Genomic DNA, 13,927 nt, shown 5'->3' with positions numbered 1-13,927 from the left:
GCAATGTGATTGACCTGCTGTGAAAAACTGGTCTACCACTCACGCCATGACAAAGCCGTTTCAAAAATCAGAAACATATTATCTGCGCGCTTCATAGCTGCGGAGGCATTGTCTCGATTGTTCCCGCTGCCCCGACAGCGGTCACAGTTCCTAAATCGACCTCTTTTCAGGCAGCGAAATAGAGGTGAAGAAATGAGTTTCGAAAGACAATTCTCGAAGCGGAATACGCTTGGGATCATAGGTTTTGGCGCATTCGGAAGGCTGATTGCAGAACATCTTTTTGCTCATTTCGACCTATATGCGTATGACGCGACTGCTGGCTTGGAGCGAAAGGCCGCGGATCGCGGCATCACACTCACGTCTTTGCAGGAGGTCGCACAGTGTGACGTTGTGGTTCTGGCCACGCCGGTTTCTTGTTGTGTTGAAGTTGCAAAGTCCATCGCGCCCATTTGCCGCCCCGGCGCGCTGGTTTTGGATGTGGGGTCCGTAAAAGTTCAACCGTCCGAGGTGATGAGGGAATTTCTTCCGCATTACGTTCATATTGTCGCGATGCACCCGTTGTTTGGACCGGAAAGCGGGCGCGACGGAATCGCGGGTTTGAAAATTGCAATCTGTCCGCTTCGAGGTTGTCGTCGTCGTTTGGTGGCGCGGTTTTTGCGCGTGCAGCTTGGTTTGCAAGTCATCGAAACGACACCAGAAGCGCACGACCGCGAGGCTGCCACAGTGCAGGGGTTGACCCATTTGATCGGGAAGGTTTTGCTTGAAATGGGGCCTTTGCCGACCCGAATGACCACCCGAAGTTTTGATCTTTTGGTCGAAGCGATTTCGATGGTTCAAAACGATGCGCCTGAGGTTTTTGACGCCATCGAAAATGCGAACCCCTATGCCCGGGATGTGCGCCGACGCTTCTTCCGGCTTGCGTCGGATTTGAATTGGGAATTGGAAAGACCCGACTTGCAGGAATGCGGTGTGTCAAAGACTTAATGACCCTGCAACAAAACGACTTATGAAAGCTATGGCTTATGGGGCGCTGGGTCGACGCTGCTAAACGGCTCAGAACAACACTAAACAGGTGCAAGTCCGCAGCAACGATGCCCGGATAGAAAAGCGACCGACGACAATCCGCTTTGTCTAGTTTTGTGGAATGGCACGATACCCTTTGACAATCATGGCCGCGCCGACGCCTGTGAGGCCCAAACCACTTAATGTATCTGCGTTAAGCCAACGCGACGTTGTGCGCTTCACGGTGTGCATTGTGAACAAAGCATATGCCAAAATCGAAATCGCATCCAGAACCAAGAAAATTGTGCCGTAGATCACAGTTTGAAACAGGATGTTGTGTTCGGACGAAATGAAGGCGGGAAACAACGCGACAAAGAACACAATGGCTTTTGGATTGGAAACGCACGCGAAAAACCCAGCCCAAAAACTGGCCGTATCGGAGGCCTTTACCTTGCCGTATTGTCCATGGCGCGCGGCCATAAAAGATCGATAGGCCATATAGAGAATGAATATCCCGCCCGCGATTTGAAGCGGCGGCAATATGATATCAGACAAGGCAATCAATACCGAAAGGCTGCTGGCTGCTACGGCAATATGGACAACCGTACCGAGAGCGTCCCCTGCAACTGTGATGCAAGCGCCGCGTGTGCCGTGGCGCAAGGCCTGTGCCGTCGCAAATGCAACTGACGGGCCGGGTGCCAAAACAAACAACAAAGTGGTCGTCAAAAAAGCAATGAGTAATGTGGGGTCCAATCGAAGGCCTTTCTGTCGTTGTTGTTTTTTGCAACAACCTAGTTTTGCCTATCAACTTAACGCGACGTTGCCAATGAAGTGGCAGTGCCATGGTCCGTTCTTCTGTGATGGATGTCCTTACAGAACTTTGATCACGTCCTTGTCGATTGCCAACATATATCCGCGGCGCGCGATATTCTTCACCAACAGTTCTGCAACGATCTGATTTCCCAGTGTATCACGCAGACGTTTGATCCGCGTGGCGCCTGCGGCCTCGTCACATTCCAGCGCAGAGCGCCCCGATATGACGCCTTCGATCTGCGACCCCGATAGCATTTCGTCGTCCATACGTGCTTCGGCCAGAACCGACATTGTCTCCATCGCGGCATCTGTCAGCTTGAAACCGAGGTTATTGAGATAAACAGTGTTTTCCTCACGACTGATCAGCAGGGAATTGACTTGGATGCCGACACGCTCGATCTGGGCCATGCGACGGTTGACCCCGACCAGAAACACCAAAAACACCAGAGCCGCGATCAGCATGGCCGTTGCAAAAACCAGCAGCACAAAAATGACCAATCGGTAGCTGGTGAGCGTATCCGAAAAGGCGGTGCCCGATTGCGCCAGAATCTCGAGAAGTTTGATTTCTGCCTGTGCCGTCAGATCGTTGTTTTCTACAAAAAGTTGTTCGACCCGTGCATTAAATGCATTGGCATCGGGCAGGGCCCAGAACAGCACAACCGCGGATAAAACTAGAATACCAAGGATCCCGGCAATGCCAAATCCGACGATCCGCCCACCGGACCGACGCATGTCAGAAGCGGAGGTAGTTTGGTCCTGCACTTTGTTTCCTTTCCGCCAACCCGCTCTCATCAAAAACCGAGACGATGTTCAACAACGTCCAGCCTTGACTGGCAAGCCGTGCAGCAAGCTCTGCCTTTGCGGTGCTTTGAGAGCATTCCGAAATCTGCGCCACACCGTAGTGCAGACGCAGTGGATTGTCCTGCTTGGCCTTATAGTCGGCATAGCATCCGGCAGCCTGGCTTGGTCCGGCCAGTACCGTAATCAACGCAAAGATCAGGGCTGTGTTTTTCATGGGGTAGACCCTGCGCTTCGCGACTTGGATATTCAATAACAAAGCGGGTCTTGCGCAGATGCTATCCGATAGCAAGGCAGCGATATTGCCTGTCAGAGGGGCCATGCCCAATTTGCTCTGGACGGAGCCGCCTTATGGCAGGCGGGTTTAGCAACACCTTTAGAAGGACAGCCCCATGAGCCGCAAATTCATTACAACAATAGTAGCTGTCGCCCTCGCCGTGACGGCATTCGGGCGGGCGCCAGCGCGGGCCGACGATAATCTGATCGGCGCGCTGGCGGCCATTGCAGGCATCGCGATCGTGGGTAAGGTTATCCACGATCACAACAAGAAAAAACAACAGAGCAGCACCGTAACGCGCAATATCCATCGCGCGCCAATCCAGCACAATGACCATCGGGTCTATAATCTGAAACCACGGCCACTGCCGCAACGCGCCAGCCGTAAACTACTGCCAGGCAACTGTCTGCGCAGTGTGGATACCTGGCAGGGACGCTTGCGCTACTTCGGCCAGCGCTGCCTGAAGCAACAATACAAGCATGTAGATCGGTTGCCTCAGGCCTGTGCTCTGCGCGTACGCAGCGTCGGGCGCGGTTACGATGCCCTTTGTCTGCGCAACAAAGGATACCAATTGGCGCGCCGATAAGGACGCGCTGGTACAAAGCTGGTAGGGCTCGCCCGCAAGGCCAGCTTTCAACTTGAAGGTGGCGTTCGGGCGTCGCCTTCCTTTTCTTAACGAGTGACGCGCCTCCTTTTGGGGGCGTTTTTTCTTATTCAACAAGGCAAAATCGGTACCGGGCTCTTGCTCTTTGGGGGTGTTCGATGGATCAAAAGCTGATGAAACCGGATTTCAAAATGGAAGAGGCTGCGATTTCGGCGGGCCTGCTCCGCGTGGCGGGGGTTGATGAGGTCGGCCGTGGTCCACTTGCGGGTCCGGTAACCGCTGCAGCCGTGGTTCTGGACCCGGCGTGTATCCCCGAAGGTCTTAACGATTCAAAACAGTTGTCAATCAAAAAACGCGCCTATCTTGCGGACCTCCTGATGGACTGTGGCGAAGTATCCATCGCACACGCGACCGTGGAGGAAATCGAACTTCACAATATTCTGCGTGCCAGTCACCTGGCAATGCGTCGCGCGCTCGCGGGGCTGCCGCAACCGCCTGACCACGTGTTGATTGATGGTTCGATGATTCCGCATGGGTTGAACCTTTCCGCCGAACCCGTTGTCAAAGGGGACACAAGGTGTTTGTCGATTTCGGCGGCTTCAATTGTGGCAAAAATATGTCGGGACAAACTGATGGTGGATTTAGCGCAACAGCATCCGGGATATGGTTGGGAGACAAATATGGGATATGGATCAAAAAGTCACATGTTGGCGCTGCAAAAACTTGGCCCAACCCCACAACATAGACGTACATTTAAACCCGTACACAATATGTTGTATCAAGATAAAAACACAAAGCGTTGATTTAAAAAAGAATTTGACCGAGAATCACCTTTGACTCATGATTGCCTCAACCAACGAGTGCACAAGCACCGGGACAGAGGCAGAAAATGATGACCCAGACCAAAGGTGCCGCGGTACTTCCTTTGAACACTGTTCTTGATGGCGATTGCATCGAGATGATGAACAGTTTGCCCGAGGCGTCGGTTGATCTGATATTCGCCGATCCACCTTACAATTTGCAGCTCAAAGGGGATTTGCATCGCCCCGACAACAGCCGTGTTGATGCCGTCGACGATGCGTGGGATCAATTCTCCAGTTTCAAGGCTTACGATGACTTCACTCGGGCCTGGCTCAAAGCAGCGCGACGTTTGTTGAAACCCAATGGCGCGATTTGGGTGATTGGCAGCTATCACAATATTTTCCGAGTGGGCTCTGCGCTACAGGACCAAGGATACTGGATTTTGAACGACGTTGTCTGGCGGAAGTCAAACCCAATGCCGAATTTTCGCGGCAAACGCTTCACCAACGCCCATGAGACAATGATCTGGGCTGGTCGAGATGAATCCAGTAAATACACTTTCAACTATGAAGCTTTGAAAGCGTTGAATGACGGCATTCAAATGCGGTCTGATTGGGTGTTGCCCATCTGCACAGGCCATGAACGGTTGAAAGATGATCAGGGTGACAAGGCGCACCCAACGCAAAAACCAGAAAGCTTGTTGCACAGAGTGCTGGTTGGATCGACAAATCCGGGTGATGTCATTTTGGATCCCTTTTTCGGAACAGGAACCACTGGCGCGGTTGCCAAGATGCTGGGCCGCGATTTCATTGGCATTGAACGTGAAAGTGCTTATCGAAAAGTAGCCGAGAAACGGATTTCCAAAGTACGGAAGTTTGACCGTGAAGCGCTACAGGTCTCCACTTCGAAGCGCGCGGAGCCACGTGTGCCGTTTGGGCAACTTGTCGAGCGCGGGATGCTGCGCCCGGGTGAAGAACTGTATTCTCCCCGTGGCCAAATTGCTAAAGTGCGGGCTGATGGAACTTTGATCGGGAATGACATCAAAGGGTCCATTCACCAAGTTGGCGCGCATCTGGAAGGGGCACCGAGTTGCAATGGCTGGACCTATTGGACTTTCAAACAGGATGGCAAAAAAGTTCCCATCGACGTGCTGCGCCAGCAGATCCGATCTGAAATGGCAAACTGACCCGCGCGATTTTTGAACACCGCCGGTGCCTGCGGCCTTTTTCAAGGGCTGCCAAACAAGGCACTCAACTGACCCCGCCTATATGGCGGGGTTTTTTTCTTGATGGGCGCGATGCTACTTGCCAATTGGGAGATAGGGACACGAAAACATCCCTTCTCGATGTGATCGACTCCGTTGCGTGGACATGTCGTTTTGAAGTCTTTCGCCGCGCGGATGTGCTTGTGGAATATCCAGGTATCTTTGGTCCCAAACCGTTTCTGGAACAGACCTAAGTTGAATACGATGCCGTTGTAGATACAATTTCTCAAGGGCAAGTTTTACTTGGCGCAAGGTCCCGGGAAATCAATGAGCAGACGAGGTGGCAGCGCGATTGGCAAACCGGATCCAATTAGGAACTAAAGGCAATTGGCGCGTCTCCTTCGGCGGCCTACTCAGCGTCCAAAGCAGGCGTGCGTCAGATGGTGCGCAATCTGGCGTTGGAACGTGCGGATCAGAACATCCGCATCAGTTCTGTGGCGCCAGCTGTGGTTAAGACGCCTGTGTACAATGGGTTTATGTCTGGTGAGGAAAGGGCGCTGATCTTGCCCGCTTTTAATGGATTTCGTGACTCTGGGCACAACGGGCAGCCAGCGGACATTGCTCAATCTTTTTTGGAAAACGCGAACTGGATGGCCAGGATAGTCTTGCCTGTCGGTCGTGGCGTTAAGGCGTGCCGCACCCGAGATCGCGAAGGGCCCGTAACACGCGGCCGACCCAATGCTCGCTAGCTGACGCGCTTTCGGTCCGCCTTGTGATCGAAGGCAGCGTGAATATAGCGCGCGCCAAAGTCCGACTTATTGACAACATGGATAACGCCGGCGGACTGCGCCTTGTCAAACATGAAGGGCGTTGGCCAATCGCTCACCATCACAATTGGAATTTTGGCAAATTCGGGATTTTCCGCAAGCTCGATGGCAAAATTCGCTCCCGTGCCATCCGGCAGATTGTTGTCCAACAGAATGATACTTGTCTGGTAGCGTTCCATATGTTGGCGTGCGGCTTCAATGGTCGAGGCCATAGCAACAAACACGCCTTGAAAGCTCTTGTCCATAATGCGTTTTATCCGCTCCTGATCGAAGACATTGTCTTCTACAACCAAGCAGGTTTTTGTCGCCTTTCCGGAGTTTACGGCGGCACTTTGCAATTGCATTGTCGGACCTCACTACGATCAATTACAATGCTCTGTGTCACACATAAGCCTTAATATTTTGTATTCACGGTCTGTCGGGCATTGGATTCTTCGCGGTGTTGTAAGGTGTCCAATCGGTGATTTCCGGGTAGTATGTCGACCGCCAATGACGCACTCTGGGGTTCATTATCCGGCGCCACAGCGGCGGAACCATTGCGACCATGGTCATCACCGGATAGCCACAGGGCAATTGCGGCGCCTGCGTATCTGAGTAGGTTTGGAGCACCGGGTAACTGCGGTCTGGTTTGTAATGGTGATCAGAGTGTCGCTGCAGATTGATCAGTAACCTGTTCGACACGCGGTGGTCAGCGTTCCAGGAGTGTTGTGGTTTCACGTTCTCGTATTTGCCACCCCCCAGATGCTCACGGGTCAGACCATAATGTTCGATGTAATCGACCAATTCCAGTTGCCAAACCGCCGTTCCGGCCTGCACTAAAAAGAGCCCAATGCCAGACCATCCTCCTATGGAAAATGCGAGCAGCAGCATTGACAACTGCAGAAAAAAAAAAAAAAAAAACGGGTTGCTCGGGTCACGCCAAGGTTTGTTGCGCCGTGCCAGCATCGCTTTTTCAGCCCGAAACGCTGAGCAGAGGGATTGTTTTAACACGCGTGGGTAGAACCGGTGGAAACCTTCATTGTAGCGGGCTGTGACCGCGTCTCTGGGGGTGCCAACATAGCGGTGATGCACCAGCAAATGCTCAGACCTGAAGTGTGAATAGAGCACCATGGAGAGCAGCACATCCGCCATCCAGCGTTCCGTTTTGCTTTTTTGATGCATCAGTTCATGGCTGTAGTTGATGCCAACTGTCCCGGTGATGACGCCGACGCCAATGAACAAGAGTACCCGTTCGATTGAGCTTAGATGTTCTGCCTGCGGCACGTACCATATCAGGCTGAACAACAAGCAAAACTGGATGGGCGTCCATATCAGCGTTACGGCACGGTACCAGAAAAGTGCATTCTGCGGGGCATCAGGATCTGCATTTGCGGAATCGCGGCCCAAAAGCGCGTCAAGCACTGAGAAAAAATACCATGAAACCACAGGTAGCAAGAGCACTGTCCAGCCGCCTTTGATTGCGCCAAGCCATGCGATTGGGACCAGGAGCAATGTCACCCAATATGGTGCTGCCCGGGTTATCCGCGCCAAATCATCATTTGGAACGGATTTTCTGCTATCCGTCATGGTGTACTACCTGCATCTATTTCGCGTCATAATAGTATAATCAGGGCAAATGGTCCAAGTGTAACGTCGCGCTCACGATGCAATCCGCGCGAGATCATAGGCCTTGCGCATGACAGTTGGTAGATCAGAAGGTCGGAACTCAGCAGGAGGTAGAAACCTCCCCGTTTCGGGGACTGCTTTCTGGTCGATCTGGGCGGTGAAAACCGACAGCTTCAAATGAAAATGCGTAAAGGTGTGGCGCACCTCTTCCGGCAACCGCTTCCAATTTGCGGGTGTTGGCGGTGGTGCATCCGGCATGGTTTGGCTGATATCGACCCAGTCAGACCCCGGCCACCCCAACATACCGCCCAGCAAACCCTTGTCGGGGCGCGTCTCCAACAACCACGCACCATCCGAGCGCTGACCCAAGTATACAATGCCATGACGGGTGGGTTTTGCCTTTTTTGGGGTCTTTTTTGGCAACTCGGGGGCGGTACCCCGCGTCCGGGCTTTGCAGGGCTCTCGCCACGGGCAAATACCGCAGGCAGGTGATTTGGGCGTGCAGATCGTGGCGCCCAGATCCATCACCGCCTGCGCATAATCGCCGGGCCGTTTGGCAGGCGTCAGGTTTTCTGCCTGCATCATGAGCTGCGGTTTTGCCTGCGGCAGTGGAGTATGGATATCGTGCAACCGCGCCATTACGCGTTCCACATTGCCGTCCAGCACGGCATAGGGCAGATCAAAGGCGATCGAGCTGATGGCCGCTGCCGTATAGGGGCCGATACCGGGCAATTTCAGCAGCGCGGCGTGGTCGGCGGGGAAATGACCGCCGTGTTCGGCCACCACCTGACGCGCACATTTCAAAAGGTTGCGCGCGCGGGCGTAATAGCCAAGACCCGCCCATTCGCCCATAACATCCGAATCCTGAGCTGCGGCAAGATCCGCGACGGAGGGCCACCGTTTGGTGAACCGCTTAAAATAGTCTTTGACCGTCACAACAGTTGTCTGCTGCAACATCACCTCGGACATCCACACACGGTAGGGATCAGGCATCTGCCCCGATTTGCGATCATGCGGTGGCACGCGCCAGGGCATGCGGCGGGCATGAAGGTCATACCACGCCAGCAAATCACTACTTAGTATCACTGGATTTTGAGGAAACTCACACAATGTTTATGATCATCCAAACGCTTTGACTGGTTGCCTGCCCCTCAAATGGGTATGGTGGTGCAACCGTTTCACTGAAAGATAGCGATGCCGCCCCGACGTTCCAGCACAAAAGGTTTTGCCCGCACCGCCAGCCTGCTCACAGGCCGGATCAGAACCGCGTCTGAAAGCAGGGGATTTGCGCAAAGCCGATTGTTGACGCAATGGGCAGAGATTGTTGGCCAGGACATCTCGTCGATCTCCCGCCCTGTTGAAGTCAGCTATGGTCGTGGCGGCATAGGGGCCACGCTGACATTGCTGACGACCGGTTCGCACGCGCCGATGCTGGAAATGCAAAAGGAGCAACTGCGTGCCAAAGTGAATGCCGTCTACGGCTACAATGCCATTGCGCGAGTTCGTATTACCCAGACCGCGGCCTCTGGATTTGCCGAAGGTCAGGTGGCTTTTGATCAAGCCAACGCGGGCAAGAAAACAACCAAGATCGACCCGGACGTGCGCCAACAGGCCGCCAAGACTACCAGCCCGATCCGCGATGCAGGGCTGCGTGATGCACTGGCGCAGCTGGGCGAGAACATTCTAAGCAAAACAAACCGTTGAAAAGGAATTGCCGATGTCACGACTAATGTTGATCTCAGCTGCAGTGGCTGTCTTTGGGGTCGGGGCGTATTTCGTGACCTCGCCCGGCACAAGCGTTGCGCCTGCGGATCCGCTGGGGGCCGCACATGCACAAGAAGCAAATGCTGACATTGACACCTCGACAGTCGCCGAGATGTCGCTGGGCAATGCAGATGCACCGGTTACCGTCATAGAATATGCCTCCTTTACGTGTCCGCATTGTGCGTCCTTTCACGCCGGTGCCTATAAGGACTTGAAGGCGGATTACATTGACACCGGCAAGATCAATTTCATCTACCGCGAAGTGTATTTTGACCGCTATGGCCTCTGGGCGTCGATGATTGCGCGTTGCGCAGGCACGACCGAGAAATTCTTTGGTATGGCAGATCTGATCTATGCGGGCCAGTCGGAGTGGGCGCGGGCGGGCGAACCCACGGCCATTGTGGAGGAGCTTCGCAAGATTGGCCGTTTGGCCGGACTTGATGGCGACACCATGGAAGCGTGCCTGCAAGATGGTGAGAATGCGCAAACACTGGTCGCCTGGTATCAGGAAAATGCCCAAGCCGATGGTGTCGAAAGCACGCCCAGCTTCATCATCAACGGCGAGAAATACTCCAACATGCCTTACGATGAAATGGCGGCCATCATCGACGCTGCTGCCGAGTAATGAACGCACCCCTAGCCGGTCTGAAAGTTGTAGAACTGGCACGTGTTCTGGCCGGCCCCTGGGCTGGCCAGACGCTGTCCGATCTGGGTTGCGAAGTCGTAAAAGTCGAAAGTGTGACCGGCGATGATACCCGTCAATGGGGTCCACCGTTTGTGACGCGTGATGCGGATGTTTCTGCTGCGTATTTCCACTCGACCAATCGCGGCAAACAGTCTGTCACTGCAGATTTCCGCACGCCGGAAGGTCAGCAAAAGGTCAAGGATCTTTTGGCGGATGCGGACATTCTGGTTGAAAACTTCAAGACGGACGGGTTGGCGAAATATGGCTTGGATTTTGAAAGCCTGGCGCCGGAATTTCCCAAACTGATCTACTGCTCAATCACGGGGTTCGGCCACACCGGGCCCTATGCCGCGCGCGCGGGTTATGACTTTATCATTCAAGGCATGTCGGGCCTGATGTCTCTCACGGGTGAACCGCAAGGCCAGCCCCAGAAATACGGCATTGCGATCACGGACATTCTGACAGGGGTCTATGCGACGACGGCGATTTTGGCAGCCGTGCATCAACGCCACACCACAGGGCGCGGGCAACACATCGACATGTCTCTGATGGATGTTGCAGTGGCCGTCACCTCAAACCAGGCGTTGAACTATATGACAACAGGCGAACCGCCGCGACGTATGGGTAATGCGCATGTCAATCTGGCCCCCTACCAGGTTTTTGACTGCCTCGATGGCCACATCATCATTGCCACCGGCAATGACGGGCAATACCAGCGCCTCTGCAAATTGCTGGGTATCGAAGAGATGATGTTCGCGCCTCAGTTCCTGAAGAATGAGGACCGGTTGGCGCATCGTGACGATATGGTTTCCCGTTTGACGGCTGCGACGAAATTGCGGACACGCGATGACCTGTTGGCGGCCTGCGAGGCCGAGGGGGTGCCCGCTGGTCCGATCAATGACATGGGCGATGTGATGGCAGATCCGCAGGTTCAAGCGCGGGGCATGCAACTGGAACTGGAGGGTGTTCCGGGGATCAGATCACCCTTTACCTTCTCGGATGCCGATTTGGCCATACACCGGCCTGCGCCGAAACTGGGTGAGAACGACACCTAGTTTAGCCTACGGTTTTGGCAGCGCATCCAGCAGATCGAAGAGCACAGAGTTTGTATCCTCGAATTTTAACCTAACCGGGAGCGTTATCACCTTTGTTCGGAACCCCGCAGGCAGTCGGACAGCGTCCTTTTCAGTGGTGACCAACTGCGCCTTGCGTGTTTTTGCATCAGTTTCAAGGCGCCCCATGAGTGCGGGTGTCAGAGGCTGGTGGTCTTCCAAAGGCTCGGCATGCACCACATCAGCACCGAGGTCGCGCAAGGTGGCAAAAAATTTTTCCGGATGGCCAATACCCGCAAAAGCCAAAACCCGTTCGCTGGACCAATCCATTCCGGTTTGAAGCGGCACCAAGGCGCCACGGACATGGGGAACTTTGAGGTTCGCATTTTGTGTATCAAAATGGGTTTGTGCCGCGTCATCTCCTATGGTGAGTAAGACATCTGCCCGTTTCAAGCCAATCCCAACAGGCTCGCGCAAGGGTCCCGCAGGTAGGCAACGCCTGTTGCCAAACCCTCGGGCGGCGTCAACAACAACAATGCTGATGTCTTTTTGCAATGCAGGGTTCTGAAAGCCATCATCCAGTACAATAACCGTGGCGCCCGCGTCCTGCGCTGCCTTGCCTCCTTCCGCCCGATTCTGTGCAACCCAGACTTCGGCAAATGCCGCCAAAAGCAAAGGTTCGTCTCCCACATCAACCGCGGAATGCTGTGAAGGATCAACGCGCACGGGCCCTTTCAAGCGCCCGCCATATCCGCGTGTGACGATATGTGGCGAATGAAACTGACCTGACAGGCGCTCGACCACGGCGATCACGGTGGGTGTTTTGCCCGTTCCGCCTGCATTTATGTTACCAACGCAGATCACCGGGACATCCAGTTTCAGAGGGATCGCCCTTGCCAGCCGTCGCCCCGTTGCCTGCGCGTAGAGCCAGCCCAAGGGGGCCAGCAGACGTGCAAAGAGGGCCGGCGCGTCGCTGTGCGTAAACCAGAATTCAGGCGTTCGCACGGGCTTGCCCCAAGCGTTCATCAAGAGCAGTTTCAACCAGATCGATGACTTTGTCGGTGACTTCGGCACCGCTGCTGACAACGTCCCAACCGGCATGCGCCATGGTCGCGGCTTGGTCTGGCGCAATCAACCGTGTCACCGCGGTGCCGAGAGAATATGCATCGTTCACAATCCGCGCAGCGCCTGCATTGGCCAGACGTGTGTAAAAGGGCAGGTAGTGCCGCACATTGGGGCCATAAAGCACCGCGGATCCCAGGGCTGCCGCCTCGAACGGGTTGCAACCGCCAAACCCGGAGTTCAGCGAGCTGCCCAAAAAAGAGACGGGTGCCAGTCTGTAAAACAGCCCAAGGTCCTCCGCGTCTTCGGCAAGCAAGACCTGCGCTGCTTCTGTCGGATCGCCATCCCAGGCCCAATCGCAAATGCGAAACCCCTCATCGAGCGCCTTTTGGTTCAAAAGTGTGGTCAGACGTTTTTCGGCAGGGTGAAGGATCAACAAGAGCCTGTGCGAGAAACGCAGGGCTTGGCGGTGGGCTGCCAGCACGACATCAGCTTCGCGTTCCTGCACGGCGGTAGCCAACCAGACAGGCCGGCCCGCGAGGGCGGACATCATATCCGAGAGCTCTGAGTCGCAACAGGGCAGAGTGTGACCACCGGCCTGCAAAGGTGGCATTAGCTGGATCTTGCCCGATTTCAAACCCAACGCTTCCAGTCTACGCATCGCATTGGCCGCCCTGACCATGACCGCGGCGAAACTGACCAGCAATTCGCGGGAGAGTTCAGGGAGCCATCGGTCACGTCGACCGTCAAACCCTTTAATGTCTGCGTCGATTAGCACCATGGGACAGCCAATGGCGTGGGTTTCCAGTAAAAGGTTCGGACGAAGCCGCCCCCAGGTCCAGATGCAGATATCGGGCGCCCAGTGTTCCAAGAATGACAAAATGGCTTGCGGGTGTTCGGAGGGGATTTCGTCATACCGAATCTTTGGATACTGGCCACTTTTGGTACGTGCTTTGCCCAGTGTTTCTTGATCTGGAAGCGTTATGAGAACCACCAGACTATCCCTTGCGACCACCAGCCGTTCCGCCAGATCCACTATGGCCAGCAGATTTGATGGTTCCGCCGCGTGGATCCAGACAAGTTCGCCATCGGGCCGTGCACCACTTGGCACAAAAGATCGAGCCGTCGACCGACGGCAAAGAGCACGATAGGCCGCCAGTCCTAACGAGCGGCCCATCGGATCTTACTCCAGTTCTTCTGTCGAGGAGGCTGCAGCTTCTTCGTCACGGAGCCGGTGCAAGTGGGCAATGAAATATCGCATATGCGCGTTGTCCACCGTGCGCTGCGCCTCGCCCTTCCAGGCGTTGAAAGCAGTTTCATAGTCTGGAAAAATACCAACAATATGAAGATCATCAACATTCTTGAAAACGTTTTTGCTGGGGTCGACAAGTTCTCCGCCAAACACGAGATGGAGTCGTTGGGTCATGGGATTT

17 protein-coding genes are annotated in these 13,927 nt (G+C 54.6%); 8 read left to right on the top strand and 9 right to left on the bottom strand.

Annotated features, from left to right (window positions below):
* The first annotated feature begins 192 nt into the window (after positions 1-192).
* Positions 193-984: a prephenate dehydrogenase/arogenate dehydrogenase family protein gene (locus AB8B75_RS02750; protein ID WP_405359644.1), complete on the top strand. Its 792-nt coding sequence runs from the start codon at positions 193-195 to the stop codon at positions 982-984.
* A gap of 147 nt (positions 985-1,131) precedes the next feature.
* Here AB8B75_RS02750 and AB8B75_RS02745 read toward each other — a convergent pair whose 3' ends face one another.
* From AB8B75_RS02745 to AB8B75_RS02735, 3 genes are all read right to left on the bottom strand, one after another.
* Positions 1,132-1,755, bottom strand: a complete 624-nt coding sequence (locus AB8B75_RS02745; protein ID WP_405359642.1) for a LysE family translocator — start codon at positions 1,753-1,755, stop codon at positions 1,132-1,134.
* Positions 1,756-1,872: 117 nt separating this feature from the next.
* Positions 1,873-2,547, bottom strand: a complete 675-nt coding sequence (locus AB8B75_RS02740) for a hypothetical protein (RefSeq protein WP_405360173.1) — start codon at positions 2,545-2,547, stop codon at positions 1,873-1,875.
* A gap of 1 nt (position 2,548) precedes the next feature.
* Entirely contained in the window at positions 2,549-2,830 is a 282-nt protein-coding gene (locus AB8B75_RS02735; RefSeq protein WP_405359641.1) for a hypothetical protein, read from the bottom strand.
* A 175-nt stretch (positions 2,831-3,005) separates the two neighbouring features.
* On the opposite strand from AB8B75_RS02735, the gene AB8B75_RS02730 reads away from it, so the two are divergent.
* From AB8B75_RS02730 to AB8B75_RS02715, 4 genes are all read left to right on the top strand, one after another.
* A complete protein-coding gene (locus AB8B75_RS02730; RefSeq protein ID WP_405359639.1) occupies positions 3,006-3,476 on the top strand; it encodes a hypothetical protein in 471 nt (156 codons plus the stop codon).
* Between the two features lie 176 nt (positions 3,477-3,652).
* Complete coding sequence (locus AB8B75_RS02725) at positions 3,653-4,297, top strand: ribonuclease HII (protein ID WP_405359638.1); 645 nt, start codon at positions 3,653-3,655, stop codon at positions 4,295-4,297.
* 86 nt (positions 4,298-4,383) lie between these two features.
* The gene (locus AB8B75_RS02720; RefSeq protein WP_405359637.1) at positions 4,384-5,481 is read left to right on the top strand and encodes a site-specific DNA-methyltransferase; all 1,098 of its coding nucleotides are present in this window, start codon (positions 4,384-4,386) and stop codon (positions 5,479-5,481) included.
* Positions 5,482-5,885: 404 nt separating this feature from the next.
* Complete coding sequence (locus AB8B75_RS02715; RefSeq protein ID WP_405360172.1) at positions 5,886-6,248, top strand: SDR family oxidoreductase; 363 nt, start codon at positions 5,886-5,888, stop codon at positions 6,246-6,248.
* Here AB8B75_RS02715 and AB8B75_RS02710 read toward each other — a convergent pair.
* The 3 genes from AB8B75_RS02710 to mutY form a co-directional block, all read right to left on the bottom strand.
* Positions 6,245-6,670, bottom strand: a complete 426-nt coding sequence (locus tag AB8B75_RS02710; protein ID WP_405359636.1) for a response regulator — start codon at positions 6,668-6,670, stop codon at positions 6,245-6,247. The genes AB8B75_RS02715 and AB8B75_RS02710 overlap by 4 nt on opposite strands.
* A 64-nt stretch (positions 6,671-6,734) precedes the next feature.
* Positions 6,735-7,892 (bottom strand): alkane 1-monooxygenase, encoded by a 1,158-nt coding sequence (locus AB8B75_RS02705; protein WP_405359634.1) that lies wholly within the window; start codon positions 7,890-7,892, stop codon positions 6,735-6,737.
* Positions 7,893-7,964: 72 nt separating this feature from the next.
* Entirely contained in the window at positions 7,965-9,017 is a 1,053-nt protein-coding gene (mutY, locus tag AB8B75_RS02700) for an A/G-specific adenine glycosylase (RefSeq protein WP_405359632.1), read from the bottom strand.
* A gap of 108 nt (positions 9,018-9,125) precedes the next feature.
* Here mutY and AB8B75_RS02695 point away from each other — a divergent pair, with 108 nt between their 5' ends.
* The 3 genes from AB8B75_RS02695 to AB8B75_RS02685 are packed head-to-tail and all read left to right on the top strand — an operon-like array spanning position 9,126 to position 11,435.
* Complete coding sequence (locus tag AB8B75_RS02695) at positions 9,126-9,635, top strand: DUF721 domain-containing protein (protein ID WP_405359630.1); 510 nt, start codon at positions 9,126-9,128, stop codon at positions 9,633-9,635.
* A gap of 13 nt (positions 9,636-9,648) precedes the next feature.
* Positions 9,649-10,320 (top strand): DsbA family protein, encoded by a 672-nt coding sequence (locus AB8B75_RS02690; protein WP_405359628.1) that lies wholly within the window; start codon positions 9,649-9,651, stop codon positions 10,318-10,320.
* On the top strand, positions 10,320-11,435 hold the full coding sequence (locus AB8B75_RS02685; protein ID WP_405359627.1) for a CaiB/BaiF CoA transferase family protein: 1,116 nt from the start codon (positions 10,320-10,322) through the stop codon (positions 11,433-11,435). The genes AB8B75_RS02690 and AB8B75_RS02685 overlap by 1 nt, the downstream gene beginning before the upstream one ends.
* A gap of 6 nt (positions 11,436-11,441) precedes the next feature.
* Here AB8B75_RS02685 and lpxK read toward each other — a convergent pair whose 3' ends face one another.
* The 3 genes from lpxK to AB8B75_RS02670 are packed head-to-tail and all read right to left on the bottom strand — an operon-like array spanning position 11,442 to position 13,920.
* A complete protein-coding gene (gene lpxK / locus AB8B75_RS02680) occupies positions 11,442-12,437 on the bottom strand; it encodes a tetraacyldisaccharide 4'-kinase (RefSeq protein WP_405359625.1) in 996 nt (331 codons plus the stop codon).
* The gene (locus tag AB8B75_RS02675; protein ID WP_405359623.1) at positions 12,424-13,671 is read right to left on the bottom strand and encodes a 3-deoxy-D-manno-octulosonic acid transferase; all 1,248 of its coding nucleotides are present in this window, start codon (positions 13,669-13,671) and stop codon (positions 12,424-12,426) included. Before AB8B75_RS02675 ends, lpxK begins: the two co-directional genes overlap by 14 nt.
* Before the next feature lie 6 nt (positions 13,672-13,677).
* Complete coding sequence (locus tag AB8B75_RS02670) at positions 13,678-13,920, bottom strand: DUF4170 domain-containing protein (RefSeq protein WP_405359622.1); 243 nt, start codon at positions 13,918-13,920, stop codon at positions 13,678-13,680.
* Positions 13,921-13,927 lie beyond the last annotated feature (7 nt).

Source organism: Roseobacter sp. (assembly GCF_045106495.1).
In the GTDB taxonomy this organism is placed as follows: Bacteria; Pseudomonadota; Alphaproteobacteria; order Rhodobacterales; family Rhodobacteraceae; genus Roseobacter.
This window is presented reverse-complemented; position numbering and strand designations above follow the sequence as displayed.

Bases quoted from the DNA above. Each gene is read 5' to 3' on its own strand.
- AB8B75_RS02705 (WP_405359634.1), bottom strand. From the start codon at position 7,892: ATGACGGATAGCAGAAAATCCGTTCCAAATGATGATTTGGCGCGGATA.
- AB8B75_RS02735 (WP_405359641.1), bottom strand. From the start codon at position 2,830: ATGAAAAACACAGCCCTGATCTTTGCGTTGATTACGGTACTGGCCGGA.
- AB8B75_RS02710 (WP_405359636.1), bottom strand. From the start codon at position 6,670: ATGCAATTGCAAAGTGCCGCCGTAAACTCCGGAAAGGCGACAAAAACC.
- AB8B75_RS02690 (WP_405359628.1), top strand. From the start codon at position 9,649: ATGTCACGACTAATGTTGATCTCAGCTGCAGTGGCTGTCTTTGGGGTC.
- AB8B75_RS02750 (WP_405359644.1), top strand. From the start codon at position 193: ATGAGTTTCGAAAGACAATTCTCGAAGCGGAATACGCTTGGGATCATA.
- AB8B75_RS02730 (WP_405359639.1), top strand. From the start codon at position 3,006: ATGAGCCGCAAATTCATTACAACAATAGTAGCTGTCGCCCTCGCCGTG.
- AB8B75_RS02725 (WP_405359638.1), top strand. From the start codon at position 3,653: ATGGATCAAAAGCTGATGAAACCGGATTTCAAAATGGAAGAGGCTGCG.
- AB8B75_RS02740 (WP_405360173.1), bottom strand. From the start codon at position 2,547: ATGCGTCGGTCCGGTGGGCGGATCGTCGGATTTGGCATTGCCGGGATC.
- AB8B75_RS02670 (WP_405359622.1), bottom strand. From the start codon at position 13,920: ATGACCCAACGACTCCATCTCGTGTTTGGCGGAGAACTTGTCGACCCC.
- AB8B75_RS02675 (WP_405359623.1), bottom strand. From the start codon at position 13,671: ATGGGCCGCTCGTTAGGACTGGCGGCCTATCGTGCTCTTTGCCGTCGG.
- AB8B75_RS02695 (WP_405359630.1), top strand. From the start codon at position 9,126: ATGCCGCCCCGACGTTCCAGCACAAAAGGTTTTGCCCGCACCGCCAGC.
- AB8B75_RS02720 (WP_405359637.1), top strand. From the start codon at position 4,384: ATGATGACCCAGACCAAAGGTGCCGCGGTACTTCCTTTGAACACTGTT.
- AB8B75_RS02685 (WP_405359627.1), top strand. From the start codon at position 10,320: ATGAACGCACCCCTAGCCGGTCTGAAAGTTGTAGAACTGGCACGTGTT.